The sequence below is a fragment of the Proteus sp. G2673 genome (assembly GCF_009915125.1).
Lineage (GTDB): Bacteria > Pseudomonadota > Gammaproteobacteria > Enterobacterales > Enterobacteriaceae > Proteus > Proteus penneri.
Genome location: NZ_JAABLT010000017.1, coordinates 79,074 through 104,757 on the forward strand (window position 1 = coordinate 79,074; position 25,684 = coordinate 104,757).

A 25,684-nucleotide genomic window follows, 5' to 3' on the forward strand; every position below is an offset into this window, starting at 1 on the left:
ATCTTTATGTTAATACTGGTAGTTATAGCGCCATGCGTGAGTCAACGCGGTACTAAATTCTAATTGACTCACTCTTTCTAATGCTGTTGTGAGTAGTTCTTCCCACTCACTCTCAGAAAACTCATCAAATAAGCTATACATCATATCTATTTCATTTTGTTCACTTTCAATACTTCTTCTACGACTATTAAACAAAACCGAGTCATCATTTAAATTAAAGACGCGAATAGATTCTTCTGCTTTAACTAAATCTTTATCTTTTAGGTTATCTTTAGGTCGAACTTTGCCTGTTGTTAAAAATAGAAAAAAATCATTTGGATTATCTTCATCTGGCTTGATTAAGCTTTCAACATCATAGCTGCCAGCGCCATTATCTTTATATATTCCACACCTATTCCAACCACCTTTTTGGCTTGAGTCACCGCAAGAACCGAAAAGATTACTCCATACAAAAGTAAGATTTGTATGCAAGTCACGTGTTCTAAAATGTTCAATATGCTTTCGCTTTAAAGAACATTCACAATAAGCACAAAAGCCTTTTTGCATTACATCAAGTGATGCCCAGATGGTCTCTTTATTCACTTCATTCCAATTATCTCGGCCTCCAACAAAGTTTTCAAGACATTCAAGTGTCGTTTCATTCCGTCGTAAAAACTTCATCCTTAATTCCCCTTGCCAAGGTTTTTATTTAATACTCTTTGTTTCATTTTTCTAATACGAATTAAACTATCGCATTTTTTTAATTCAACACTATTTTCACCAAAATGATCCTTGATTTTCTCATATAAATCTTTGGCAAATTTATTATCCTCAAAACCATTTTTCTCAATTAACTCATCAAATTCACTGACCCAATGAGATTGGGGTATTTGAGGTGGCGTAGCAAATACGCCCATAATTTGTTCAAGAATATCGGAATTAATAACACCTTGAGTTTGAAACTCAGGCTTAATTAACGTTTTATTTCCCGAAAACATTCGAATACATCGTTTATCAACAGTAGAGAGAACGACTGGGCTATGAGTCGTAATAATAAATTGTATGTTAGGAAATGTGCTTCTTAGATTTTGTATAACACTTTGCTGCCATTTAGGATGTAAATGCAGTTCGATTTCATCGATAAGAATAATGCCTTGACCCTCTAGCGGATTTGCTAGCAAAGGATTTAGCATTACCATTCGTCTTGCGATATCAGCAACCAATACAAGAAAAATACGTTGTCCATCAGAAAGTTGTTCGATGGTAACATCTTCATTATCATTGGTAATCTTTATTAAATCACTCCCAGAAAGAGTTTCAACCCAGAGATTACTGATACTAGGTACGGTATTGCAAATGGCTTTCACCACCATTTCTTTTTGCGTAATATTTAACTTTTTGATTTCATCCCGTGATTGTAATAATAGGTATTGAAGCTGCTCTTCTGCTTTTTCTAAAAGAGGTCGAAGTGAACTAAGCCCACTTTCAATTGAAAGGCGTAAATCCGTAACATGTTGGGTCAGCTCATCAATCGATGACGCTGAATGGTCAGCTGTCTTTTTATGTAATGTAATAAACCATTCTATAAAATGATCAATACGCCCACCACCCGCTAAAGCATGATTATAAGCATCAAATCGCGCTTCTCTTTGTCCTGAACTATCCTTTGGTAATCGACCTAGCGGCTGAGAGCGTTCAACGGAGAAAAATTGAAAGTTAGGCAAATTTACTGTTTTTTTATCATTAATTACACGCCAAATATCAGCAACTGCTTTTATCGCTTTGACTTCTCCCTCACGTCTTTCTGCCTTCCCCAAAGCTGAGCGAGAAAGTCGTGCAGAAATATTTTTCAAGCCCTGACCAAAATAGAATTGAGTAATAACATCAGTATATTTCTTATTCGAATCATTCTTAATATCTGTTATTTCACTAAAACGCTGACCAGGACTATCCTCTTTTAAAATATTTGCACTAAACCAACTTAATGTTTTAGCGATGGCTAGTAATATACTACTTTTACCTTGGCCATTATTACCAATAATCACTGTTAAATCCGATTCAAATTGAATATCTAAATATGAAAAACAGCGAAAATCATCAAGTGTTATAGATCGAAGATAAAATTTATTTTTAGGTGTAAATCCTACTGATTTATTTTCATTACTGTCCTGTAAGTAATGCCAACAATCATTAAACCATCGTTCTGCTTGTTCTCTTTTTTCATCAGAAGGACTTTGAACACATTCTAAATAAAGGGCAAAAGATGCAAGCAAATTTCCGCTTTTTGCATTTCTCTTTCTATCTCTCATCTTAAAGTGTTTTCCCTGTTAGTTTCTTAATCAACTCTGATGTATATTTTTTTTCTAATCTAACAATAAATTCAGGCTCAATATGCAATGAAAAAGCCAATAATCCACACAAATAGTTTTTATCTTCATCATCAAGTACATTATATTTGTATTGATTAATCATATGCTTTATAAATCTTTTCTTTTCTCTACCTAATGAAAGTTGTCCTTCATTATTAAGCGTGATACCCGTTACATGTCGATTATGAGCTTTCGATGAATACACGGTTTTAGCATGGTTAATTTTTAGTATACCATTGAATAACTCTTGAAGTAGGGAATGAATAATTGAAGGAAATTTGGGCAATAAATTTTTAATATTTGTTGAAAATGTCAGATCATCTGCATACCGAGTATATATTACACCATATTCTTCACATATTTGGCTCAACCTTCTATCAAATTCATATAAACAAAAATTTGAAATAACAGGTGATGAAGGTGCTCCAACACTGAGCATTAATGTATTTTTACTACGTTTAATAGGTTGCCAGAACAATATTTTTTCAACATAACTTTTCTCTACATCAGTAAACTGGGGGATAGATGAAGTACAAGAAGTTAAGCTGTGCCAGAAAAATGCGGGAGTGATTGAATTAAAGAAATTCTCAAAATCCATTTTTAATAAATATGATTGATTCACATGAGCAAGCGCATTGTCACGGATACTTTTTCCTTTTCTATAAGCAAGAGCGGCCTTATGAGTGGGTAAAGGATAAAATTCTATAAAATAACGCTGATATTCTTTAAGTTTTTTTGATGGTTGAGCGATAATTCTAAATCCCGTAGTACGCTTGGGAATGCGATAAACCTTATATTTACGGGGTCCATTTTGCAAAAATTTTTTTATATCTGACTCATCTTGTTGTAACGAATCAGCTAATTGTTTAATCATCTGCATAATTTCACCTGTAAGAAAACGGGAGTACGGATGTACTCCCGAATTTTACTCTTTACTAGAAGAAGCGAAAGTATCGCAACCTGAAGGAGCTCGCGAGATCAGGTTGCGATACTTTCGCAACCCTAAATGTGAGCAATAAATTAGTGTCTGGCTAATCACCCGACAAGACATAATATGTCCTACGCTAAAGAGTTTATTAAGCTTATCGCACTATATAAATTTCCACAACACACCAACTTACCATCAACTCAGTTTTTAAATATCTTGACTGGCTTGAGCATTATCCGGTGTTTTCTTCATACGGGAAATCTTAAAACCAACCCATAAGAATGCGATCCAGAATGGCATTAAAATTACCGAAATATTCACTTGTGGCATAAATAAGATAATCACTAAAATCATGCATAAGAAAGCAAGACAAATGTAGTTACCATAAGGATACCAAAGTGCTTTAAAGAAAGGCTCTATACCCTCTTTCGTTTTTGCTGCTCTAAATTTTAAATTCGCTAAACAGATCATAATCCAATTAAGTACTAATGTGGTTACAACCAATGCCATTAATAATTCTAACGCTTGATCAGGTAATAAGTAATTAACTAAAATACCTAATGAGGTCGCAATAGCTGACAATAGTAACGACACTACTGGTACACCACGTTTATTAATGCGAGAAAGTGCATGTGGGGCATTTCCTTGTTTTGCCAAGCCATAAAGCATACGACTATTAGAGTAAACACCACTGTTATAAACTGACAGTGCAGCCGTTAATACCACAGCATTTAAAATATTTGCGATTAAGAAATTATCCAAGTTATGGAAAATCAGGACGAATGGGCTTTCACCTTTCACAACTTGCGTCCAAGGATAGAGTGAAAGTAACACTAACAACGAACCGATATAGAAAATTAAAATACGATAAACAACTTGGTTAGTTGCTTTTGGGATGCTGACTTTTGGATTTTCAGCTTCAGCCGCAGTGATCCCCACCAGCTCAAGTCCCCCAAAAGAGAACATCACAATGGCTAATGCAGACATAAAGCCCGTAAAACCATGAGGGAAAAAACCTAGCTCCCATAAATTGCTAACTGAAGCTTGGGGACCACCATTACCACTTACCAGTAAATAGCTCCCAAATAAAATCATACCAACGATCGCCAACACTTTAATAATGGCAAACCAGAATTCTGTTTCACCATACATTTTAACGTTAATCAAATTGATTAAGTTAATTGCCACGAAGAAGATAGCAACGGAAACCCAAACAGGGATATCTGGTAACCAGTAGTTAATATATTTACCTGCAGCGGTTAATTCTGCCATACCGACAAGAATAAACATCACCCAATAGTTCCAGCCAGATAAAAAGCCAGCAAATGGGCTCCAATATTTATTAGCAAAGTGACTAAACGAGCCCGCAACTGGCTCTTCGGCAACCATTTCGCCTAATTGGCGCATGATCATAAACGCAATAAAACCACCAATAGCATATCCTAATATTACTGATGGGCCTGTCATATTAATAGTTTGCGCTATACCAAGAAACAGACCAGCGCCGACAGCACCACCCAGCGCAATTAGCTGGATATGTCGATTTTTCAGACCGCGCTTAAGTTCTGTCTGTTGCGACTCTCTCGCCATACATCCTCTTCTCTTTATTATTTTATCAACTTAACATGTAAACTAATATTTACGATTTTATTCATTTCGAGCCACCATTAAAACACTATTCTGACTTGAATAACAAATACATTTTATGCTAGGCGAAAAATAATAAGAAAAGCTATCTTTTAGTTAGTGATGTTTTGAGGGAAATAATGAGGTAAAGCGACAAAGGCCTTGTTGGAAATCCTCTCCTCGATCGCAAAAATTATCTAAAGCCACCAGATAGAGGCCAAAGGTAATGACCAATGCAATAATTAAGCTAATAATTATTTTCTTTGCGTTCAATTTAAAATCCTTTAAATACATTTTGTTAGTATGACTTATCACATTATAAGTATTCGCTTAAATACGATAACAAGAAAAGGAGTTGTTGTTATAAAATTCGCAATCAATTATCTCTATAAGTAAATTTAGCATAACTTTCATTATGAAAGGTAAATGCTTCCTCGACAGACTTCAGATAATGTGCATTATTTCGCTCTAAACTGTATGTAAAATGACCTTATATTATTAAGTACACATTTTGCCAACGATTAGAGATAGCTATCCATTAATATGGATTTCTCTGTCTGCCATTTTTTGTATAAGATTAGGGAGTTAATTTTGATTTTTACCTTAACTTCATTGATAGAATGGAACTGTAATGCCACAAGATAATCATCTCGCATTAGTGTGCGCGCTAAGTAAATGGATTGAGGAGCATTTAGGCCGTGTTATCCATCTTGAAGAGTTGGCGGCTTATTCTGGATATTCTCTTTGGCACATGCAGAAAATCTTTAAAGAAGTCACAGGCACCTCTTTAGGAAAGTATATCCGTCAGCGTAGATTAGCCGGTGCTATTCATTTATTACGTACCAGTGAACGTTCTATCTTCGATATCGCTCTTGATTTCGGTTTTGGTTCGCAATCTCACTTTACTTATATGTTCCGTAAAGAGTATGGCATCACGCCTTTCGACTTTCGGCAAAATCAAGAGATCGTTTTAGAAACCAAACAGCCATTACATTTACAATCACCTTGTTGTGATTAACCCTTCTATTTATGTGACATTATACAGATAGCCTTTAATGTCACATAAATAATACTCAAGCTATGTGATGATAGACCGCTTCGTCCTTCCTTTATCATGACTGTTTTTTTAATATGGGGATGCTAATGAGTATTAAGCTTATCGCTATTGATTTAGATGGAACCTTGCTTAACAAACAACACGAAATTACGCCAGAAGTAAAACAAGCCGTTCAGAGAGCAAAAGAAGCGGGTGTTAAGATTGTATTGGCTTCAGGGCGTGCCTTTAATGGCATCTATCCTTATTTAAAAACACTCGGTCTTGATACATCTAACTGTTACTGTATCAGCAATAATGGTAGCCAAATCCATCAAGCAGATAATGGTGAAGTTATTATTCAAGATCTGCTCAATTTTGAAGATTACCTCTATTTTGAAAACCTCGCTCGCGAGATTGGTGTCCATTTTCACGTTATCAGCGATAATAAGATTTATACCACTAATCGTCATATTAGCCATTTCACCTGCCAAGAAGCCTTTTTATCTTGGACTCCACTTTATTATCGTCCACTGAATGAAATGCAAACTGATATGTATTTTAGTAAGTTTATGATTGTTGATGCACCAGCCGTTTTGGATAATGCGATTCAATATCTTCCTGCTAATATTTATGAACAATACAGCATATTACGCAGTGCACCTTATTTTATTGAAGTGTTGAACACCCATGTCAATAAAGGAAGTGCTGTTCAAAAAGTCGCTGAACATTTAAAGATTACACCAGAAAAAATCATGTGTATTGGTGATCAAGGTAATGATTTGGCAATGCTAAAATATGCAGGCTTAGGTGTTGCAATGGGAAATGCCCCTGAAGAAGTGAAAAAAGTCGCTAAATTCGTCACACTTTCTAATGAAGAGCACGGTGTTGCAGTCGCTATCAATAAATTTATTTAAACACGATTTTTTTTGTGTTTTATCGCGAATGTCTACAAAATTATATAGCTATTGTGATCCTTAGCAGAGGATCACACTGCTTTTCGACCAAAAATATAGCCTTTTATTATTCTATAATTGCTGTTAAATGAGCGTTAAATCTGCCTTTCTTCTTACATATCCTTCAGAATTTGTTACTATCAATTCACTTTTCGTTATTCAAATTGCATTTTCACAACATATTAAGCTGTTAATTAGGCTAGATGTAGAATAACAAATATAAATCATTTATATATTTTCTTCACAGACAGGTAGTTTAAGTTATGCTTTCTACAAAAGATATGCTCGTTCTTGGAATGATGGTTTTTGCACTCTTTCTTGGTGCTGGCAATATTATTTTCCCCCCTATGGCGGGTTTTCAATCGGGAAACCTCTGGTTTAGTACATCTTTAGGTTTCCTAGTTACTGGTGTCTTACTCCCATTTCTAACCTTAGTTATCGTTGCAATTCGTGGACGTGGTGAGCGCCTTTCTATTGATTTACCTTCATGGGTTGCCGTCATTTTCTGGGTAGCACTGTATCTTATCGTAGGTTCTACTTTTGCGATGCCTCGTGTTACCAATACTGCTTATGAAATGGGTTTCTTACCTTTAGGGCTCGTTGAAAAAAATACGGCAACACACCTCACTTTCGCTCTTGTGTTTAACATCACCAGTATGTTCTTCATGTTAAAACAAGGCACGATGATAAGCGCCATTGGTAAATTTATGACACCCGCGCTTTTAATTCTACTTGTTGTTGTTGGTATTGCTGTTGTGGCTAAACCGATTTCCCCAATTGGTGAACCGACAGGTCTTTATGCGGTAAATGGCTTCTTCTCTGGCTTTATTGATGGCTACCAAACCATGGATGTCCTTTCAGCCATGGCATTTGGCGGTATCGTGGCTCGTGCTTTATATACCAAAGGCATTACTGAACCACGCCAGATCGGTTTTATTACCGTAAAAGCGGGTATGATTTCAGTCTTACTGTTAGCCGCACTTTATCTGTGCCTTTTCTACTTAGGTGCAACAAGCTACTCTGTGTCTGTTTTTGCTGATCCTGCACTCAATGCGACTAACGGTGGTCAAATTTTCTCACGATATGTCGATGCGCTATTTGGTTCTGTCGGTACTTGGTTAATGGGCGGGATTGTTTTATTAGCGAGTATGACAACACTTGTTGGTGTAACAAGTGCTGCTGCTGACTACTTTGCGACATTCCATCACCGTTTAGGCTATCGCTTTTGGGTTGTGGTATTTACATTAATGACCACAATCGTATCAACGTTTGGCCTTGATACATTATTAAGAGTAACTATTCCTGCATTATTAATGATTTATCCAACTGCAGTTACATTAGTATTACTGCAATTTATTCGTAATAAATTAAAAGCGCCTCGCTTCACCTATCGCTTTACAATTGCCATCATTGTTTTAATGAGTCTTTTCGATACATTGAAGCAACTGAAGTGGTTGAATGCTGATTTGCTGCAATTATTTAGTTATATCCCGCTGTCTGATTATGGCTTAGGTTGGGTATTACCCGGTATTATTGCATTCGTTATTTCATTAATCATCAGTCTCAACTTTAAAGAAACTGAATCTGAAATTACCACTCCTAACATCATAAAATAAATAACTTGCCCCAAGGCGGATATCCACTTTGGGGCAAATTATTAAATAATTGAATGTTCTGTGACCTAAATAACTGGCTGTATCCATTTCGTACGATATTTATCAATTAATGCCATTAAAATAGCTTCTGATTGTGCATCCGGAATACCTTTAATATCACTTGCTCTAAAATGCATCTGAAATGCGCTTACCACTTTCTGTGTCTCGGGATCTAATACTCCACTCGTAGGAGTTTGATAGCCATATTTCGCCAAAAGTGTTTGGAAGTTAGCAATATCAACAGGCTCAGAGATTTCTCTTCCTGCTAAATAAAAAGCAACTGTTTCTTCATCAGGCCAAGCTCCTATTCCCTGTTTTGCTAACTCAGCCCATGGGAAAAGAGGTCCGGGATCGACCTTTCTTTGAGGAGCTATATCACTATGCCCTAAAACATTTTGAGGCTCAATGCCATAGCGTTGAATAATATCTTTCATCATTAATGTGATCGTCAAAACTTGCTCAGGAGTATAAGAAAACCAATACCTTAATATTCCCTCATCTTTATAACCCAAATTTGTAATTTCAATACCAATAGAGCCGTCGTTAAGACCTGCACTATTTCCCCATTGGCTTAGTCCCGCATGCCATGCTCTTTTATTTTCATTGACCAAAGATAAAACAATAGGTTTATTATTGATAAATTTAGGCTTTGTTGGTATTAGGTAATGACTACTTACTGTTCCTCCTGTAAGGGTTTTTAATGAAACAGCATCATTTGCTGCCGTATAATGCATAATTAAATATTTGACACGATTATCTTGTCCTGGATTATTAGCAATAATCTCAGCAACATAATTTCCTCGATCGATTAATTTGGGCTGTGTTGAACAACCTAAAAGTAAAAATACACCCAATAATAAACTTATATTGTATCGGCTAAAAATCATTATTCATCCTGAATTAAGTTGATATCATTAGCTAAATAGTAATCAAAAAACCCATATTAGAAAATATGGGTCTTGAGTTTTGTTCTTTTTTTATTATTGCTAGCTTTAATTATTACTCACTTTTTCACATCGAATTAAAGGTTCATCTGAAACAATATTCTTATCCCAAATTCCTTCTTCAATATCATCTTGTAACTCTGGATATTGTCGAATATCAAACGTAGGCAATAAACCTGCTTGTCGTTGCTGGTTATAATCTTTAACTAATTTTAAGGCGACACCAGAAAGTAAAATGATTGCGATTAAATTAGTCATTGCCATTAATCCCATTGAGAGATCGGCCATTTTCCAAACAAGAGGCATATCCGCTAAAGCGCCAAACATCACCATGGCTAACGCTGCTGAACGTAACAGAAATAGCCCTGTTGTGTGATTACGTCCAAGGAAAATCATATTACTCTCAGCATAAGCATAATTAGCAATAATGGAGGTAAAAGCGAAGAAGAAAATTGCAATCGCGATAAAGGTACTCCCCCAACCCCCTACACTAGATGACAAAGCCAATTGCGTTAATTGAATACCGTTAATACCTTCTGGATAACTATCTAATACCCCCGATGATAAAATGATCACCGCAGTGGCACTACAAATAACCAAGGTATCCATAAAAACACCTAACATTTGAATATAACCTTGGGATGCAGGATGTGGTGGATAAGGTGTTGCTGAAGCCGCAGCATTAGGTGCTGATCCCATACCTGCTTCATTAGAAAAGAGGCCACGCTGAATACCTTGTGTCATCGCTTGACTAATACCATAAGCAATTGCACCTGCAGCCGCTTCTTGTAATCCAAACGCACTTTTAAAAATTAAAATAAAAACTTCGGGTAAGCGCTCAATATGATCTGCAACAACCCAAAATGCTAATAATAAATAAGCTGTTGCCATAATAGGAACAACTAACTCAGCAACACGAGCAACCCAACGCAGGCCACCAAAAATAATAAATCCGCTCGTTAATACTAAAAAGAGCCCCACATAAAATGGATCAAAATTAAAAGCAGAAGCTGTAGCTTGAGCAATCGAATTCGCTTGGACAGCATTAAAAACCAAGCCAAAAGCGATAATCAAGAAAATGGCGAAAAGAACCCCCATCCAGCGCATTTTCAGTCCTTTCGTCATATAATAAGCAGGACCACCTCGGTAATTACCATCATCATCTTTGGTTTTATAAAGTTGTGCTAATGTACTTTCTATTAATGATGTTGCCATACCAATTAAAGCAACTACCCACATCCAAAAAATAGCGCCAGGCCCCCCCGCTGTTAAAGCAATCGCAACTCCTGTCAAGTTACCAGTACCTACACGCGCAGCTAAACTGGTGCATAATGCCTGGAAGGAAGAGATCCCTGATTTATCTGACTTATGGCTATTTTTCAAAATAGAGAACATATGACTAAAATGTCGGATTTGTATAAATCCGGTACGGATAGTAAAGTAAATACCTACTCCGAGAAGTAAGTAGATAAGAACATATCCCCATAAAATGTTATTCGCAAAGTTTATTAGCCCTGTCAAATTAATCCCCTTATATAATAACGTATATAACCTATCCTTACATCGCTATTGAAATAAAAAAGTAAGCAGATACCGTGTAATTGAGTCAATTACTGATCCGAATCTGTCTTAAAGTAATATCAAAAATTACTGTGTTAAAAGCGAACTAAATGTAACACAATATTGTGTCATATGTATATTTTTTGTTTATTTTTTTACATGTCATTATTTTAATTTAATTATCTCATTAACGAAAACAAACAATATTGAAAAATAAAAAAACAATATATATCATTAAGATAAACAATCATTTCTTTATTTTATTAACTCAAAAAGTAAATTGGGCACATTAGTCATCAAGTTAATCAGTCATTTTAGAAAAAGAATAAATAGATTAAAAAAACATCAGTTAATAATCTTTTCTATTTATATAAAGTAAGATTTAAATGAACTATTAAAGTCATTAGTTAATGATGTTTTTTAATATTCGATTTAACATTTAAGAATTAAAGATTTTCATAACTATTAACAATAAATATTTTATATTGCCATATCAATAAAACACTTTAATATTAATAAGATATTAAGGTAAGATAAAAAATGAACTTTACATTCTTATTTTATCATACTTCTCTAATGTATTAATTCTAAAATGGTTTGTTATCTTTCATTTTTAAGAATACTGCTGATTTGTTTCTCTTCCCTTTTTTATTCACTTACTATTCATTATATAGCTCTATTTTTTGAAAATTAATTAAAGATTTAATAATACTTTATTTCATATTAATAAAAAAATGTAGAATCACGTAAATTTACCTATTAACCATTTAGTTAATTTTATTTATACTATGTTTTTCCCTGGTGTTGTATTAATTTTAGCCCTGTTTCCCCAACAGGGCATTTTTTTATCTCAATATTTCAGTGTATTATCATAACTCATTGTCAAATAATACAAAATTAAAACATATGAAATATCTAATTGATAAATTAACATTATTTAATTTATTTATTTTCAATGCAAAATTCCCATCCATTTTCATTGATCTAAATCAAATTAAATATTCATATTATTTACTCTTTTCATAGATAAACTGCTTTTTCTCTATTTAAAAATCCATTTGATCAGGGGTGAACGTGCGTATTTTATCATTAGCCTTATTTGAATTACTATAAAGTGGTATAACAATTAATGAGGAATAAAATTTTGTTGTTATATTTAATTGTCTTGATTAAAAATCACCCCAAATAAAACACGTCATTTTTACTACACATTAATGACTAATATCTTTATTTACTTGCATTAATAAGCACGCTATTTTACCTTACTTATATTGTTATAGAGGGAAAGATAATGAGTTATAACCTTTCAGAATTAACACAAGAAGAAAAAGATAAGCTAAATGTAAGCTTAGCCGCTTCAGGCGTCGCTTTTAAAGAACGCTATAACATGCCCGTTGTAGCAGATGCCGTTTTAAGAGAACAACCTCAAGCTTTTCAAGCCTTCTTTCAAGAGAGGCTGGTATTTTATCGTGCAAGAAGCCAACACTATTCTCGTTTACCTTATGAACCATCGGTAAAAAAATAGTCAAATACTTCTCGTTATTTTGATAATGGTAAAAAAAGAGATAAACCAAGGTTTATCTCTTTTTTCAATAGATTAATAACAACTCACTATCACCTATTCATTATTTAGGGGAAACATAAGTAATAGTATTATCATCACAATTGACTTGAACATTGTAACGAAGATCTGTTCTCGCCCCTCTTACATTCAATACCATCTGATAGTTATTATTCATCTTGATAATTTCATTAGCATTAATACTTGCAACGGGTTTTGGCCCTAATGCCTTTTTATCATCTTGCCAACGAGGTAAGCGATTTTGTAAATAATCATTTTTTACTCTTGTAACAAGTTGATTATTATCTAAATTAACGCAACTCGAAAAAGGAGCAGAACGTACAATATCTTTATTAACATTTTCGATACTTTCTGCAGATGCTCCAAAAGAAATAGCAAGCAAAAAACCTGCTCCAAGTATCCCTGTTTGACCAATAAACTTGCTTAATTTCATATAACCCCCCGAAAATATCCCTTAAAACAGGATGTGTATTCATTAAGCATAGCACATGGTTAATCACACAATTGTGACATTTGTTAAAAAATTGTTTTATTCATTCTCTTCATCAAATACGATAGAAACTGATTCACGGGTTGTATGCTTCTCTCTTAATTCTTGAGCAACCAACTGAATTGCTTCTCCGCTACTCATACCCTCAGCCATTAGAGATTGAATTTTTTCCACTGCTTTTTGCTGCTCTTCATGTGTTAATGTAGGCATTCCTAGAAACATAATGTTACTCTTATCTTTATTAACGTCATTAACGTCTATTTTGTATTTACATGAATGTAATCTTTTTGATTACAATTTATTGTACGAATGATACAACATACTTTGTTTACATGGTCATAAGATGGATATGCAATTACAACAACGCGAATTAACTTATACCCCTGATCTGGCACTGCGGGTATTTTCTCCTATTGCGTCATTGCCTTGGTCTAGTTTACTTCATTCTGGTTTTGCCGAACATCCTCATAATCGTTTTGATATTGTTGTCTCCGATCCTGCTGTGACTTTAGAAACTCGCAAACAAACGACAACGATTAAAGAAAAAAACGGCACGGTAAAACGTTCTAAAAAAGATCCCTTCACTCTCATTCAATCTGCGTTAGAACAATTCGATTTTCACCCAGAACATAATGAGTCATTGCCTTTTTTGGGAGGTGCTTTAGGTATCTGGAGTTATGATTTAGGTCGTCATCTTGAGAACTTACCTGAAATCGCGAAAAATGAACTTAATTTTGCAGATATGGCAATTGGTATTTATGATTGGGCTCTTATTGTCGATCACCACTTAAAAAAAGCCACTTTAATTAGTTATCACAATATTGATGAGCGCTTACAGTGGTTAGAAAGCCAAACTTCCACATCTTTTGATTCGCAATTCACCTTAACAACAGATTGGCAATCAAACATCAGTAATGATGAATATAACGAAAAAATTGCTAAAATTCATCAATACTTACTTTCGGGTGACTGCTATCAAGTTAATTTAGCTCAACGTTTTTGTGCAAACTATACTGGTAGTGAATGGAATGCATTCTTAACATTAAATCGAGCTAATAAAGCACCATTCTCTTCTTTTATGTGCTTACCCAACAATTTTGTAATTAGTGTTTCACCTGAGCGTTTTATTCATTTAGTTGATAATAAAATAGAAACTCGCCCAATAAAGGGAACTCTACCTCGTAAGGCATTACCAGAAGAAGATAATGAACAAGCACAATTATTAGCAAACTCGCGAAAAGATCGCGCAGAAAACTTAATGATTGTAGACTTAATGCGTAATGATATTGGCAAAGTTGCAGTAACAGGTTCAGTAAAAGTACCAGAGTTATTTGTTGTTGAGCGTTTCCCAGCAGTACATCATTTAGTCAGTACAATTACAGCACAACTACCTTCTCATTTAACAGCAACTGATTTATTAAGAGCAGCTTTTCCTGGTGGTTCTATCACTGGAGCCCCAAAAATCAGAGCAATGGAGATCATTGAAGAACTTGAACCTCATCGTCGCCATGGATACTGTGGTGCAATTGGCTATATCAGTTTTTGTGGCACAATGGACACCAATATCAGCATTCGGACTTTATTAACTGAAAAAAATAAAATTTACTGCTGGGCTGGTGGTGGTATTGTTGCTGATAGCGTTGCTGAAAAAGAGTACCAAGAAACATTCGATAAACTTGGGCAAATATTAACGGTTTTAAGAGAGTCTGCTATTGATGACACCCATTGATACTTTTATCAATCGTTTTCAACTTACATTACCTGATGATAAGGTAAATCAGTCTCTTCATACCCAAAAATCGGCAGCCGTTTTGCTGCCGATTATCAATAAACCTAATCCAACATTATTATTAACAGAGCGTGCATCAACATTACGCTCTCATGCAGGACAAGTTGCCTTACCTGGCGGTAAACGCGATCCTGAAGATAGCAACCTTATTGCAACTGCACTAAGAGAAGCGCATGAAGAAGTGGCTATTCCACCCAATGCCGTATCCGTTATTGGTCAATTAGCCCCTTTGCAAAGTTCTAGCGGATATTTAGTCACTCCTATTGTGGGTGTTATTCCTGCAGGTTTACCTTTACGTAATAATCCAGCTGAAGTCGCCTCTATCTTTGAAATGCCACTAAGCCATGTACTTAATGCTCAACATTATCAACAATTAAATTTCCATCGTGCTGGTGAAAATCATCGCATCTACTTTTATCCCTATAATGGACATCTTGTTTGGGGATTAACCGCCGCTATTTTACATAGACTCGCTCTACATATCACTTAACTCGCTATTTTATATTCAGCTTGTGCTTTTTATCAACGCCTTCACAACTCTACTTAGCTATTTTAAAAAAATGTTGTAAACTACATCATTAACGGGACGATATAACTGTAAAAACGATCCCTTTACTATAAATAACTATATTTTATTCTTTTTAACCCTCTCTCTTATTATTAAGGAGTCTGACGTGATTAGCGTTTTCGACATGTTTAAAGTGGGCATCGGACCATCTAGCTCTCACACCGTAGGGCCAATGAAAGCGGGTAAAGAATTTGTCGATGATTTAGTCAGCCAGGAATTGATTGCGTCTGTCACTCGCGTAGCTGTTGATGTTTACGGCTCCTTGTCTTTGACAGGCAAAGGTCACCATACTGATATCGCAATTATTATGGGGTTAGCAGGTAATTCACCCGCTACTGTCGATATTGACAGCATTCCCGGTTTTATTCGTGAAGTTGAAGAAACAGGCAAGCTATCATTAGCAAATGGCTTAAAAGTAGTTGATTTTCCAGCAGAAAGTATGCATTTCAGCAATGACAATCTGTCATTACATGAAAATGGTATGACAATCCATGCTTTTGTTGACGACAAAGAAGTCTATAGAAAAACGTACTACTCTATTGGTGGTGGTTTTATCGTTGATGAAGAAAACTTTGGTAAATCAACATTAAATAGCAAGCCAGTCTCATATCCTTATGCTAGCGCAGAAGAGTTATTAAGGCACTGTAAAGAAACGGGTTTATCCATTTCCAGCTTAATGATGAAAAATGAGCTGGATCTACATACTCAAGCAGAAATTAATGCTTATTTCGCTGATGTTTATAAAACCATGCAAGAATGTATTGAGCACGGTTTAAATACAGAAGGCGTATTACCGGGGCCATTACGTGTACCTCGTCGTGCAGCTGCATTAAATCGCTTATTAACATCGAGCAACAGCCTGTCAAACGATCCAATGAAAGTGGTTGATCTGATTAATATGTTTGCACTGGCAGTTAATGAAGAAAACGCAGCAGGTGGACGCGTTGTAACAGCACCAACAAATGGCGCATGTGGCATCGTTCCTGCTGTATTAGCTTACTACGATCGTTGCATCGAACCTGTTACACAAGAAACCTACCTACGTTATTTCTTGGCATCAGGCGCAATTGGTATTCTTTACAAAATGAATGCTTCAATTTCAGGCGCTGAAGTCGGTTGCCAAGGCGAAGTTGGTGTAGCTTGTTCAATGGCGGCTGCGGGTCTTGCTGAATTATTAGGTGGAAGCCCTGAGCAAGTCTGTATTGCTGCTGAAATCGGTATGGAACATAACCTTGGTTTAACTTGTGACCCAGTTGCAGGCCAAGTTCAAGTTCCTTGTATTGAACGTAATGCTATTGCTTCAGTTAAAGCCGTTAATGCCGCACGTATGGCAATTCGTCGTACCAGTGAACCTCGTGTTTCTCTCGATAAAGTCATTGAAACCATGTATGAAACAGGTAAAGACATGAATGCTAAATACCGCGAAACATCTCGCGGTGGTCTTGCAATCAAAGTGCAGTGTGACTAATAACACTATTTACACGAAAAACCATTCATTTTGAATGGTTTTTTTATTTTAGTGACTTTATTTTTAATCATCGTCTCCCCCTTAAATAACTAAAAATAATAATCATAAAGTACACATTTAAAATTAAGTAATATATCTTTTTATAATTTAAATATTTCTTATTTTTCCATATTAAATGTAAGTATTAAATATACACATTAAATATAGGCTCATTTAATATTCATTTAATTTTGTAGAAAATAAAGCGCATAATTTTCAGGTGTATTCATTTCTATAAAAAATTAATTTCTTATTATAAAAATAATTAAAACCCATTGTTTATTATATGGTTAATCATTCATCATATTGAAATTTATCATTTTTTTAACATTAAATGATTATTTATAATATATTTAAAGTCGCCACACTTAATAATGATAATTATTATCAATATCATTTTTAAAATATAATAAATAATTTGTTGCCTTTCGAAAATAATATGTTATCTTCTGCACCAAGTCATTGGGGAGTAGCCTGTCTTAAAATAAAAAACATTATTTTAAGAAGTCTGTATCAACATACTCGCTTATTTTTATTTAGCGTGGTACAGATGCCGTAATACGGTTGGCAAGACCATAGACACATGATTGTACTTCTTTGGTTGGGGGTCAATTGTGTGTATATGGAAATACCCCAACCGAGGCTTTATTATGAGTTTCTACGCTACTATCATTCTCGCCCTAGCCCTTTCTATGGACGCATTTGCTGTCGCTGTCTGTAAAGGTGCCACATTACACAAACCCCGTTTTCGCGAAGCGCTCCGCACTGGATTTATATTTGGTATTATTGAAGCCAGCACACCCGTTATTGGTTGGGCATTAGGTTTATATACTAGCCAATATATTATTCAATGGGATCACTGGGTTGCCTTTGGATTACTGTTTGTTCTAGGCAGCCGGATGATTTACCAGAGCTTAAAACGTGGTGATGACTGTCCTTGTGAAGAAGATGCTCCACAACGTCACGGCTCACTATCTTTAATCGCAACAGGTATTGCAACAAGTCTTGATGCAATGGCAATTGGCGTCGGTTTAGCGTTCCTTCAAGTCAATATTGTTCATACCGCAATGACAATTGGTATGATGACCATGATCATGGCAACTCTGGGTATGTTAATTGGCCGTTATATTGGGCCAGTACTTGGAAAAAAAGCAGAAATTATTGGCGGGATTGTATTAATTGCTATCGGCTTTAATATTGTATTTGAACACTTAGAATTATTTATGTACGCTAAATAATCGCTAATAAATCATATTAAAAAGCTTAGGTTTGAAATATCACGACCTAAGCTTTTTTATTAACTTAACAAAATACTTTTATTTCACGTTATTAAGCATGACGTTGATAGACACGAATTAAAAAGTCTGTTTCACATTCAAAGTCTTTACTTTCCGCTAATGCCTGTTTTACTTCTTCACTTGCACGCCATGCAAACGGTGTCATTTGTAATAAATCAAAAGCCTGCTTACCGTTTAAATTCATCATATAAGCAACTTGATGTTCAGACACTTTATTAAATCCATCGAATTGTTCTTCTTTTAATGGATGAAGATGTACTTCTGAATAAATCAGTGATTTTAACTGATAGAGATGACGCGGCGCTGGCGTAACAGTAATAATATAACCATTGTGCACAATAACTCTTGCTAATTCATCACTATTACAAGGGGCGTAAATACGCACAACCGCATTTAAAGAAGCATCACAAAAAGGTAAACGTTGACTTGAGGCTACACAAAAATGAATTGATGAATAACGTTTAGCTGCATATTTAATCGCAACCTTTGAAACATCTAAGCCATACACTTGTGGGTTATGTAATTTTAAGTTTTGATAAAACTGATGAGTATAATAACCTTCACCACACCCAATATCCAATATAACACTGTTATCTTCAGGCAATAATCTTTGTATTAATTCAGCCACTTTATCTCGCATTGGCTGGTAAAAACCTGCATCTAAAAACGTACGGCGTGCGTTTATCATTTCAGCACTATCACCGGGCTCTTTTGAGCGTTTAAATTGCACTGGCAATAAATTGACATACCCTTCTTTAGCACAATCAAATTGATGATTATTTTCACAGATCCAACTGTGGGCTTGAAGAGAGAGAGCCTGATAACATAATGGACATTGATAAGACATAGTAATATTTTTGTATAACTCAGAGTAGAATAGGGAGAGATAATAACATACCTCTCCTAATCTTGCGGAAAACCTGACTATTTATTTTTAATTTTAAGTCATGCTTTTTATACTAAGTAGCTTAATAATTACAACTTATAGACGGTTCAAGTACGTTTTAGTTTTTCAGTATTCGCGATAAATAACGCAATAACTAACAACAATATTGCACCTGATTGTATTAGCGTATCAACCGAATTTTTATGCTCTACAATAATTAAACGCACTATTGCCGTTATTCCAATATAAATAAAATATCTAAGGGGGAAATGGCCGCCAGATAAAAAATACTTAACAATAAGCGCAATAAACTCAAAATAAAGAAAGTAGATCAAAATACCTTCTAATAATTGATAAGACGACTCTTCTGCGCCTAAATTAAATAATAATGAAGCAATTACATACGTTTCTTTGATAAGAAAACTGACTAATACAATCGCTAAAATAAGTAATCCAATATTAAGCACCCACTGTAATATAGTGGCAATGCATTTCAGTAATTCTTCGCTTGATTTTTTCATATAAACTATAACCTAGTGGGATCATTCCGTGATATGTAAAAATAATAAAAGGTCAATTAGACAATTTTAATGGATTTACACATTCATCACACCATTTTTTTATCTTTTAGAGCCAAAAAACCAAGAATAATGATGCGGTAATCGCAATATTTACTTTAAAATTTCAACTTGTAAGCTGATTTACCTATACTTAACTTCAGGGCTAATATATTAAAAAGGCACACTATGGCTAACAAATACCTCGTTGCAATTGATTTATTAGAAGATAGCAGAATTCAGCGCATGATCGAAGATATTCACTTCCTAGCTAGAAAACCAGAAAATTATTTCCATTTCATTACAGTGATGCCCAACTTGCGCTCTTTAGAAACTTATGGGCTTAATTGTGATAGCCCGTCTGTTATTGAAAAAAAGCAACAAGCTTTAGTTTTATTAACAGAAAAATTAGAACAATGTGTGACACAGCAATTTAACTTACCCAAAGAACAATACCAATGCCATGCCGTTATTGGTACACCTAATTATAATATTCTAGAATTAGCAGAAAAAATTGATGCGGATACCATTATTATAGGTTCAAGCTCACGTAACCAACGCAATATATTACTGGGTTCGACAGCGGATTATATTGTAAACAACACGTCACGTTCAGTAATGGTTATTCGTAAGTAAAATAACTAATAGACTTTCCTTTTGGCAATAAAATTAGGTTATTTATTGCCAATAAATATTCTGCTATTCTTTTCGTTATAAATAGCACTAAATGCACCTTAATTTTTTCGTTTTAAATAGTTAACTTGCTAGAATACAGATCAAAAAACAAAAAATTCATCTCTTTTTTATCGCAATTTCTGCTTTTACCCTAAATTTAATTTCAATAAATTTTTTCATTCTCTATCTTCTAATATCTTAAATGAGATACTTATGAATCAAGATCTAAAACAGAAAATCTGTACATTTGAAGAAGGCTCTCCTGATGAAAATCCATGGGTAAATGGAAAGCCAACACCTTGTGTAATAAAGATTGAGCCATATAATAAATTATGGGTAATATTATATAATCAACAAAAAGAAAACATTATCCAAAAATTAAAAGGTAAATGTTTAGCTATTGAGCATATTGGGTCAACAGCAGTACCTGAATTAAGTGCAAAACCGATCATTGATATTGACTTAATTGTTGCTGATCCTGCCGATGAACCAAGCTATATTCCTGAGTTAAATCAGTTAGGCTATAAACTTACAGTAAGAGAGCCTTCGTGGTATCAACATCGTATGCTAAAACTAGAAACACCTAATGTGAATCTACATGTCTTTGCACCTAATTGCCCAGAACACCTTAGACATATTTTATTTAGAGATTGGTTAATTAACCATAAAGAAGATAGAGAATTATATATAGATGCAAAACTCAGCGCCAAAGAAGATGTTGAAAATGTACATCAATATAATCAGAAAAAAGATCACATTGTAAAAGCCATTTATCAGCGAATTTTTAATTCACTTTGAGTAACTTATCCTCCTTTTTATTTCGTATCCTCATACTATTTCTAAAATGAGGATAAAAATTTTACTATTAATTTTTATTCAAAAGATAACGATTGTCCTGTATTGAAATCTTTAGCGTTAAGATATTTTCGCCCTAATACCCCCGTACAATGACATCCATACACATCAATATTTTTATCTATAGCTTTTTTAGCACGTTGTAATGCTGATGGTGTTGCACAACGCAAATGTAGGCCCCCCACAATTGCTTGAATTTGATGATTTCCTGTTATTTTTTTCGCATGTTCAACTATAGATTCAATACCCGAATGGCTACAACCAGTAATAATTACTAGACCTTTTTTTCCTTGCCAAACAAGAAAACTATCATCAAGAACGAAATCATCTTCTTCTCCTGATCCATGAATAATAACACCATAGCGTTTATTCACCTGACGTTGCGTCACTTGTCCCGAATAGATAAAATTTTCCTCAATAGCTAAGGGTGCTTGTGTTAATTCAAAAGAAAACTGTGCTTCGAGTTTTGCACGATCAAATAAAGGCGCTAACCGTTTAAATTTAATATTTTTATTACCTAGAAAAAAGGCTGAATAGCGAACAGAAAATAAATGAGGATGAGCGATAATACGCGGTTTATGAGTAAAAAAATTTGCTTGCAAGTGTGTAAGCCCACCAAAATGATCATAATGTCCATGGGACACAACAATCGTTTTCAATGTGGTTAAATCAATACCCATTTTTTTTGCATTTGAAATAAAGGTAAGGTCTTTTCCAGTATCAAAGAGAATTTTCGCTTGGCACTCATCATCTTCTAACAATAATGATAAGCCAGAATAGTGATTAAGCGCTGGATTGACTGATTTATTTTCTAGTAATGCAGTGATGGTTAACATGAGTTTTGATGAGTATCGTTATTAGAAGATGGCTTATAGTAATTAAAAAAAGGAAGTGTTCCAAATATAAAAACCATTAATTTGTGTGACCCTCACTATTTCGTTACACAACCGCTGTTATATTAAAATCAAATATAACAGCGGTATAGTTATAAATTGCAGTGAATCTTATGCAACTATACAGTCAGCTAAGTCTTATCTCACCACCATAACAGAGCGTTTAGCGTAGCGTGTAATATCAGCAGCGGTTGAACCGATATGATAAGAATCATCTTCTGGATTATGGGAGCCAATTACGATTAAATCTGCGTTTACTTCATCTGCAACCTGCAATATGGCATCACGTGGTGTTCCTATGCAAATATGTGTTTGCATTCTATCGTCCGGCAAATCAAAACGCTCAATTATTTTTGTAAGCTCTTTTTCTGCTGACGCTTTTAAGCATCCTTGATCTAATTGATCACCATTCATAACAAGTCGATAATAAGAAGATTGTGGAAGTTTTGGGAGTACATACAAAAAATGAACATAAGGATCTTCATTTTTTGCAATATCTTCCACTAACGGAATTGCTTTGTTCATCAGGTTATCTTCATCAATATCAATGGGAACCAAAATATTCTTATACATACCGCCTCCTTTTATTTTAATTGTAGGATAGTGTATTTTTAAAAAATTACCGGATGTAGTTAACATATTTTAAAAATATTTTATTGCAAAAAAATAATATCTAATTTTCATTCAAAACAATAGCAAAAACAAAATCAATAAAAAATGAAAATAAATATAAAATTTATTTTTAATAATTTTTTATTTTAATAAACTATTAATTATTTTGTTAGCAATAGCATTTTATTTTTGATAAAAAAGCCTTATTAAATAAGGCTTTTTACTTTTACTCTATTGCTATAATATTACTTTTGAGTGAGATTTTTCTGTTTGTTCTTTTTAACATATTGATATCCTATTGCTAGTGCAATAAACCACAATGGTGTCACACTTAACGCTTGGCGAGTATCATGTTCGAAAGCTAATAACACTGTCATAAAAGCAAAGAAAGCAAGGCATAGCCATGACATCAGAATACCTAATGGCATTTTATAAATAGATTTTTCATGTAACTGTGGCCGTTTTTTACGATACGCTAAATAAGAGCATAAAATCATACTCCAAATAAACATAAATAATAACGCCGACACTGTTGTTACCAAGGTAAATACATGCATAACATCGGGAATAAAGTAGATTAATATAATTCCACATGACAGACATAAACTAGTAAATAACAGCCCATTGGCAGGTACAGCCCGTTTAGATAATTGGCTAAACTGCTTTGGTGCTTCGCCCTCTTTTGATAAACCGAATAACATACGACTTGTGGAAAATATTCCACTATTAGCAGAAGAGGCTGCAGCCGTTAATACGACAAAGTTTACTAAACTTGCCGCTGCGGGTATCCCTATCATGACAAATAGCTCAACAAATGGGCTTTTATCAGCCAAAATTGAGCGCCATGGTGTCACCGACATAATAATTGCTAAGGCCAATACGTAAAAAGTAATAATACGAATAGGAATAGCATTAATCGCTTTCGGCAATGATTTTTCTGGATTACGTGTTTCAGCCGCAGCGGTTCCTACTAATTCTATTCCGACAAAAGCAAAAATAGCGATTTGGAAGCCCGCAAAAAAACCACTTAGCCCTTTAGGAAACATTCCCCCATCATTCCAAATATTCTCTAATGCCGCGGTATGTCCCGCGGGAGATTCAAATCCAATACTGATAAGAACAATCCCTACAATGATCAAAGAAACAATCGCTGTTATTTTTATCATGGAGAACCAAAATTCCATTTCACCAAACAGTTTTACTGTCGCTAAGTTCAAAATAAGCAGTGTCAGCACACAAATAAAGGATGTTCCCCATTCAGGAAAATTAGGCGCCCAATAACTAATATAAGACGTTATGGCAACAATATCGGCAATACCTGTAATAACCCAACAAAACCAATAAGTCCAACCGACAAAAAAACCAGCCCACGGTCCTAATAAATCACCAGCAAAATCACTAAATGACTTATATTCTAAATTTGATAATAACAGCTCTCCCATAGCTCTCATCACAAAGAACAAGACAAAGCCAATTATCATATACACAAAAATAATTGATGGCCCAGCTAACGAAATGGTTTTCCCTGATCCCATAAATAGACCAGTACCGATAGCTCCACCAATAGCAATTAATTGAATATGACGATTTGTTAATCCGCGCTGTAGAGTGGCATTTTTCACTCTAACAGGAGGAGAAATTTCTGTTTGATCTTCCATACAATACCTGAAGTGTTTTCATATTTTTGATGTTGTTTTCACCGCTATTTTATTTTTTGACGCGGTAATATGTTTGCGAAATTATTGTGACACAAATCTCAGTATAAGTAATGAAAAGATCACTTTTAGTAAAATGAATGATGCTTTGATAACCAGATAAGATCCTTTCTTTAATTTAATCGGCGATATTTTATCCATTTGAAAAAAAATCGAAATAAGCACTTGACCATCACATTTTAGAGGAGAATAATCAGCGCATCGGGTTGTTAGCTCAGTCGGTAGAGCAGTTGACTCTTAATCAATTGGTCGGGAGTTCGAGCCTCCCACAACCCACCAATTTTAAGCTGATAAATCAGACAGTTACGCCACTTAGAAATAAGTGGCTTTTTTGTATCTGGAAGAAAGTGGCGACAAAATGGCGCATTTATCTTAAGCCGAAAACTTAAAATAATACGCCAATTAATAAAAACAGCATCTACTTATATTTCATCCCATTCTTATAATTAATGGAATTAATTAAAATAGAGAATTACTCTAACTTAATCAGACAATTTAATACAAACCACTAGAAAGTCTATTTTATCTCTTTTTTATCTTCAAATTCCCCACCAGAATCATCAATTAAAACATAGTTAATGGTATTTATTTTACTATCCTCTAGATTGATTTTCTGTTTGGAAAATGGCGCTATCATAGGAATAAGAATATTAGGATTATTTTCGCCAAATGCGGATTTAATGGTGACATAAAAAGGTGTCGGATTTTCAATTGTTAACTGTTTATCTGATTTTGTAAAAATAAGAGCTCGACTAACATCAGAAATCACCATTATTAAATCATCAGGGCGATAGAATACTTTTACTTGTAATCTGACGACAACATTAATTAAACCTTCATCATATTTTTTGTTCGCTGGCTTAGGCATGATTTCATATAAATTAAGCCAGTAAAGTGTCTCTTTCGCTTTATCTGTATTAGTAAATTTATTAATCACTCGTACCCGTTGTGATTCACTCGGTTTTAATTGTAATACTGGTGGTAATGATAAAGCGGAAACATCAGTTATGGTTTCTGGGGTATTTTCTGGGTTACCATCATCTACCCATGTTTGAACCACCACAGGAAGTTCACCATCATTTTTTATATTTAAGGATGCTTCTCTATCTGAGTGATAAAGGATCACTCTAGAACCCTCTAAGGCTAAATTCGCTTTGGCGATAAACGAAAAACACAGTAACAAAATAAAAATACCGCTCTTTTTCAT

General features: G+C 34.5%; 25 protein-coding genes, 1 tRNA gene and 1 riboswitch. Of the genes, 11 read left to right on the forward strand and 15 right to left on the reverse strand.

The genetic code is table 11. From position 1 onward, the window contains the following. Positions 1-9: 9 nt before the first annotated feature. The 5 genes from ptuB to mgrB form a co-directional block, all read right to left on the reverse strand. Positions 10-660 (reverse strand): retron Ec78 anti-phage system effector HNH endonuclease PtuB, encoded by a 651-nt coding sequence (ptuB, locus tag GWI59_RS08370; protein ID WP_072064217.1) that lies wholly within the window; start codon positions 658-660, stop codon positions 10-12. A 2-nt stretch (positions 661-662) separates the two neighbouring features. Then, positions 663-2,288, reverse strand: a complete 1,626-nt coding sequence (ptuA, locus tag GWI59_RS08375; protein WP_161724459.1) for a retron Ec78 anti-phage system effector ATPase PtuA — start codon at positions 2,286-2,288, stop codon at positions 663-665. Position 2,289: 1 nt separating this feature from the next. After that, positions 2,290-3,228 (reverse strand): retron St85 family RNA-directed DNA polymerase, encoded by a 939-nt coding sequence (locus tag GWI59_RS08380; RefSeq protein WP_072064219.1) that lies wholly within the window; start codon positions 3,226-3,228, stop codon positions 2,290-2,292. Positions 3,229-3,483: 255 nt separating this feature from the next. Next, positions 3,484-4,866, reverse strand: coding sequence for an amino acid permease (locus tag GWI59_RS08385; RefSeq protein WP_006533083.1), 1,383 nt, complete (start codon positions 4,864-4,866; stop codon positions 3,484-3,486). 153 nt (positions 4,867-5,019) lie between these two features. After that, a complete protein-coding gene (mgrB, locus tag GWI59_RS17540; RefSeq protein ID WP_237585292.1) occupies positions 5,020-5,196 on the reverse strand; it encodes a PhoP/PhoQ regulator MgrB in 177 nt (58 codons plus the stop codon). A 337-nt stretch (positions 5,197-5,533) separates the two neighbouring features. Here mgrB and GWI59_RS08395 point away from each other — a divergent pair, with 337 nt between their 5' ends. The 3 genes from GWI59_RS08395 to brnQ all read left to right on the forward strand — a co-directional run bounded on the left by GWI59_RS08395 (position 5,534) and on the right by brnQ (position 8,507). Then, positions 5,534-5,920, forward strand: coding sequence for a helix-turn-helix domain-containing protein (locus GWI59_RS08395; protein ID WP_006533085.1), 387 nt, complete (start codon positions 5,534-5,536; stop codon positions 5,918-5,920). 125 nt (positions 5,921-6,045) lie between these two features. Then, a complete protein-coding gene (yidA, locus tag GWI59_RS08400) occupies positions 6,046-6,852 on the forward strand; it encodes a sugar-phosphatase (RefSeq protein ID WP_072064220.1) in 807 nt (268 codons plus the stop codon). Between the two features lie 302 nt (positions 6,853-7,154). Continuing rightward, complete coding sequence (brnQ, locus tag GWI59_RS08405; protein WP_109847311.1) at positions 7,155-8,507, forward strand: branched-chain amino acid transport system II carrier protein; 1,353 nt, start codon at positions 7,155-7,157, stop codon at positions 8,505-8,507. A gap of 65 nt (positions 8,508-8,572) precedes the next feature. Here brnQ and GWI59_RS08410 read toward each other — a convergent pair whose 3' ends face one another. Continuing rightward, entirely contained in the window at positions 8,573-9,433 is an 861-nt protein-coding gene (locus GWI59_RS08410) for a peptidoglycan recognition protein family protein (protein ID WP_072064222.1), read from the reverse strand. 105 nt (positions 9,434-9,538) lie between these two features. Continuing rightward, on the reverse strand, positions 9,539-11,011 hold the full coding sequence (locus GWI59_RS08415; protein WP_109847310.1) for an alanine/glycine:cation symporter family protein: 1,473 nt from the start codon (positions 11,009-11,011) through the stop codon (positions 9,539-9,541). A gap of 1,330 nt (positions 11,012-12,341) precedes the next feature. Between GWI59_RS08415 and GWI59_RS08420 the strand changes: the two genes are divergently transcribed. After that, a complete protein-coding gene (locus GWI59_RS08420; protein WP_006533094.1) occupies positions 12,342-12,575 on the forward strand; it encodes a DNA polymerase III subunit theta in 234 nt (77 codons plus the stop codon). Positions 12,576-12,675: 100 nt separating this feature from the next. Here GWI59_RS08420 and yebF read toward each other — a convergent pair whose 3' ends face one another. Both yebF and GWI59_RS08430 read right to left on the reverse strand, forming a co-directional pair. After that, on the reverse strand, positions 12,676-13,065 hold the full coding sequence (yebF, locus tag GWI59_RS08425; protein WP_072064224.1) for a protein YebF: 390 nt from the start codon (positions 13,063-13,065) through the stop codon (positions 12,676-12,678). A gap of 96 nt (positions 13,066-13,161) precedes the next feature. Further along, a complete protein-coding gene (locus tag GWI59_RS08430; protein ID WP_109847309.1) occupies positions 13,162-13,344 on the reverse strand; it encodes a YoaH family protein in 183 nt (60 codons plus the stop codon). 121 nt (positions 13,345-13,465) lie between these two features. Between GWI59_RS08430 and pabB the strand changes: the two genes are divergently transcribed. The 4 genes from pabB (at position 13,466) to mntP (ending at position 18,224) form a co-directional block, all read left to right on the forward strand. Continuing rightward, on the forward strand, positions 13,466-14,851 hold the full coding sequence (pabB, locus tag GWI59_RS08435; RefSeq protein WP_161669672.1) for an aminodeoxychorismate synthase component 1: 1,386 nt from the start codon (positions 13,466-13,468) through the stop codon (positions 14,849-14,851). Further along, positions 14,838-15,401, forward strand: a complete 564-nt coding sequence (locus GWI59_RS08440) for a CoA pyrophosphatase (protein WP_006533100.1) — start codon at positions 14,838-14,840, stop codon at positions 15,399-15,401. Before pabB ends, GWI59_RS08440 begins: the two co-directional genes overlap by 14 nt. A 184-nt stretch (positions 15,402-15,585) precedes the next feature. Continuing rightward, the gene (locus GWI59_RS08445) at positions 15,586-16,947 is read left to right on the forward strand and encodes an L-serine ammonia-lyase (RefSeq protein WP_161724461.1); all 1,362 of its coding nucleotides are present in this window, start codon (positions 15,586-15,588) and stop codon (positions 16,945-16,947) included. A 491-nt stretch (positions 16,948-17,438) separates the two neighbouring features. Then, positions 17,439-17,552, forward strand: a riboswitch (yybP-ykoY riboswitch). 84 nt (positions 17,553-17,636) lie between these two features. Further along, positions 17,637-18,224 (forward strand): manganese efflux pump MntP, encoded by a 588-nt coding sequence (mntP, locus tag GWI59_RS08450; RefSeq protein WP_006533102.1) that lies wholly within the window; start codon positions 17,637-17,639, stop codon positions 18,222-18,224. Between the two features lie 91 nt (positions 18,225-18,315). Here the strand turns inward: mntP and rlmA are convergent, their stop codons facing one another. Further along, positions 18,316-19,131: a 23S rRNA (guanine(745)-N(1))-methyltransferase gene (gene rlmA, locus GWI59_RS08455; RefSeq protein WP_006533103.1), complete on the reverse strand. Its 816-nt coding sequence runs from the start codon at positions 19,129-19,131 to the stop codon at positions 18,316-18,318. Between the two features lie 146 nt (positions 19,132-19,277). Next, positions 19,278-19,691, reverse strand: coding sequence for a phosphate-starvation-inducible protein PsiE (gene psiE / locus GWI59_RS08460; RefSeq protein ID WP_109395708.1), 414 nt, complete (start codon positions 19,689-19,691; stop codon positions 19,278-19,280). A 225-nt stretch (positions 19,692-19,916) separates the two neighbouring features. On the opposite strand from psiE, the gene GWI59_RS08465 reads away from it, so the two are divergent. Further along, positions 19,917-20,363, forward strand: coding sequence for a universal stress protein (locus GWI59_RS08465; RefSeq protein WP_006533105.1), 447 nt, complete (start codon positions 19,917-19,919; stop codon positions 20,361-20,363). A 252-nt stretch (positions 20,364-20,615) separates the two neighbouring features. After that, the gene (locus GWI59_RS08470) at positions 20,616-21,200 is read left to right on the forward strand and encodes a GrpB family protein (protein WP_161724464.1); all 585 of its coding nucleotides are present in this window, start codon (positions 20,616-20,618) and stop codon (positions 21,198-21,200) included. 74 nt (positions 21,201-21,274) lie between these two features. Here GWI59_RS08470 and GWI59_RS08475 read toward each other — a convergent pair whose 3' ends face one another. From GWI59_RS08475 to cycA, 3 genes are all read right to left on the reverse strand, one after another. Then, a complete protein-coding gene (locus GWI59_RS08475) occupies positions 21,275-22,093 on the reverse strand; it encodes an MBL fold metallo-hydrolase (protein WP_006533107.1) in 819 nt (272 codons plus the stop codon). Between the two features lie 195 nt (positions 22,094-22,288). Further along, entirely contained in the window at positions 22,289-22,723 is a 435-nt protein-coding gene (locus GWI59_RS08480; RefSeq protein WP_072063016.1) for a universal stress protein, read from the reverse strand. Positions 22,724-23,007: 284 nt separating this feature from the next. Further along, positions 23,008-24,420 carry a D-serine/D-alanine/glycine transporter gene (gene cycA, locus GWI59_RS08485; protein WP_109847306.1) on the reverse strand — a complete coding sequence of 471 codons (1,413 nt, stop codon included), beginning with the start codon at positions 24,418-24,420 and terminating at the stop codon, positions 23,008-23,010. A gap of 260 nt (positions 24,421-24,680) precedes the next feature. Between cycA and GWI59_RS08490 the strand changes: the two genes are divergently transcribed. After that, positions 24,681-24,756: transfer RNA gene (locus GWI59_RS08490), tRNA-Lys, on the forward strand. A 238-nt stretch (positions 24,757-24,994) separates the two neighbouring features. On the opposite strand, the gene GWI59_RS08495 is transcribed toward GWI59_RS08490, so the two are convergent. After that, entirely contained in the window at positions 24,995-25,684 is a 690-nt protein-coding gene (locus tag GWI59_RS08495; RefSeq protein ID WP_161671014.1) for a fimbrial biogenesis chaperone, read from the reverse strand.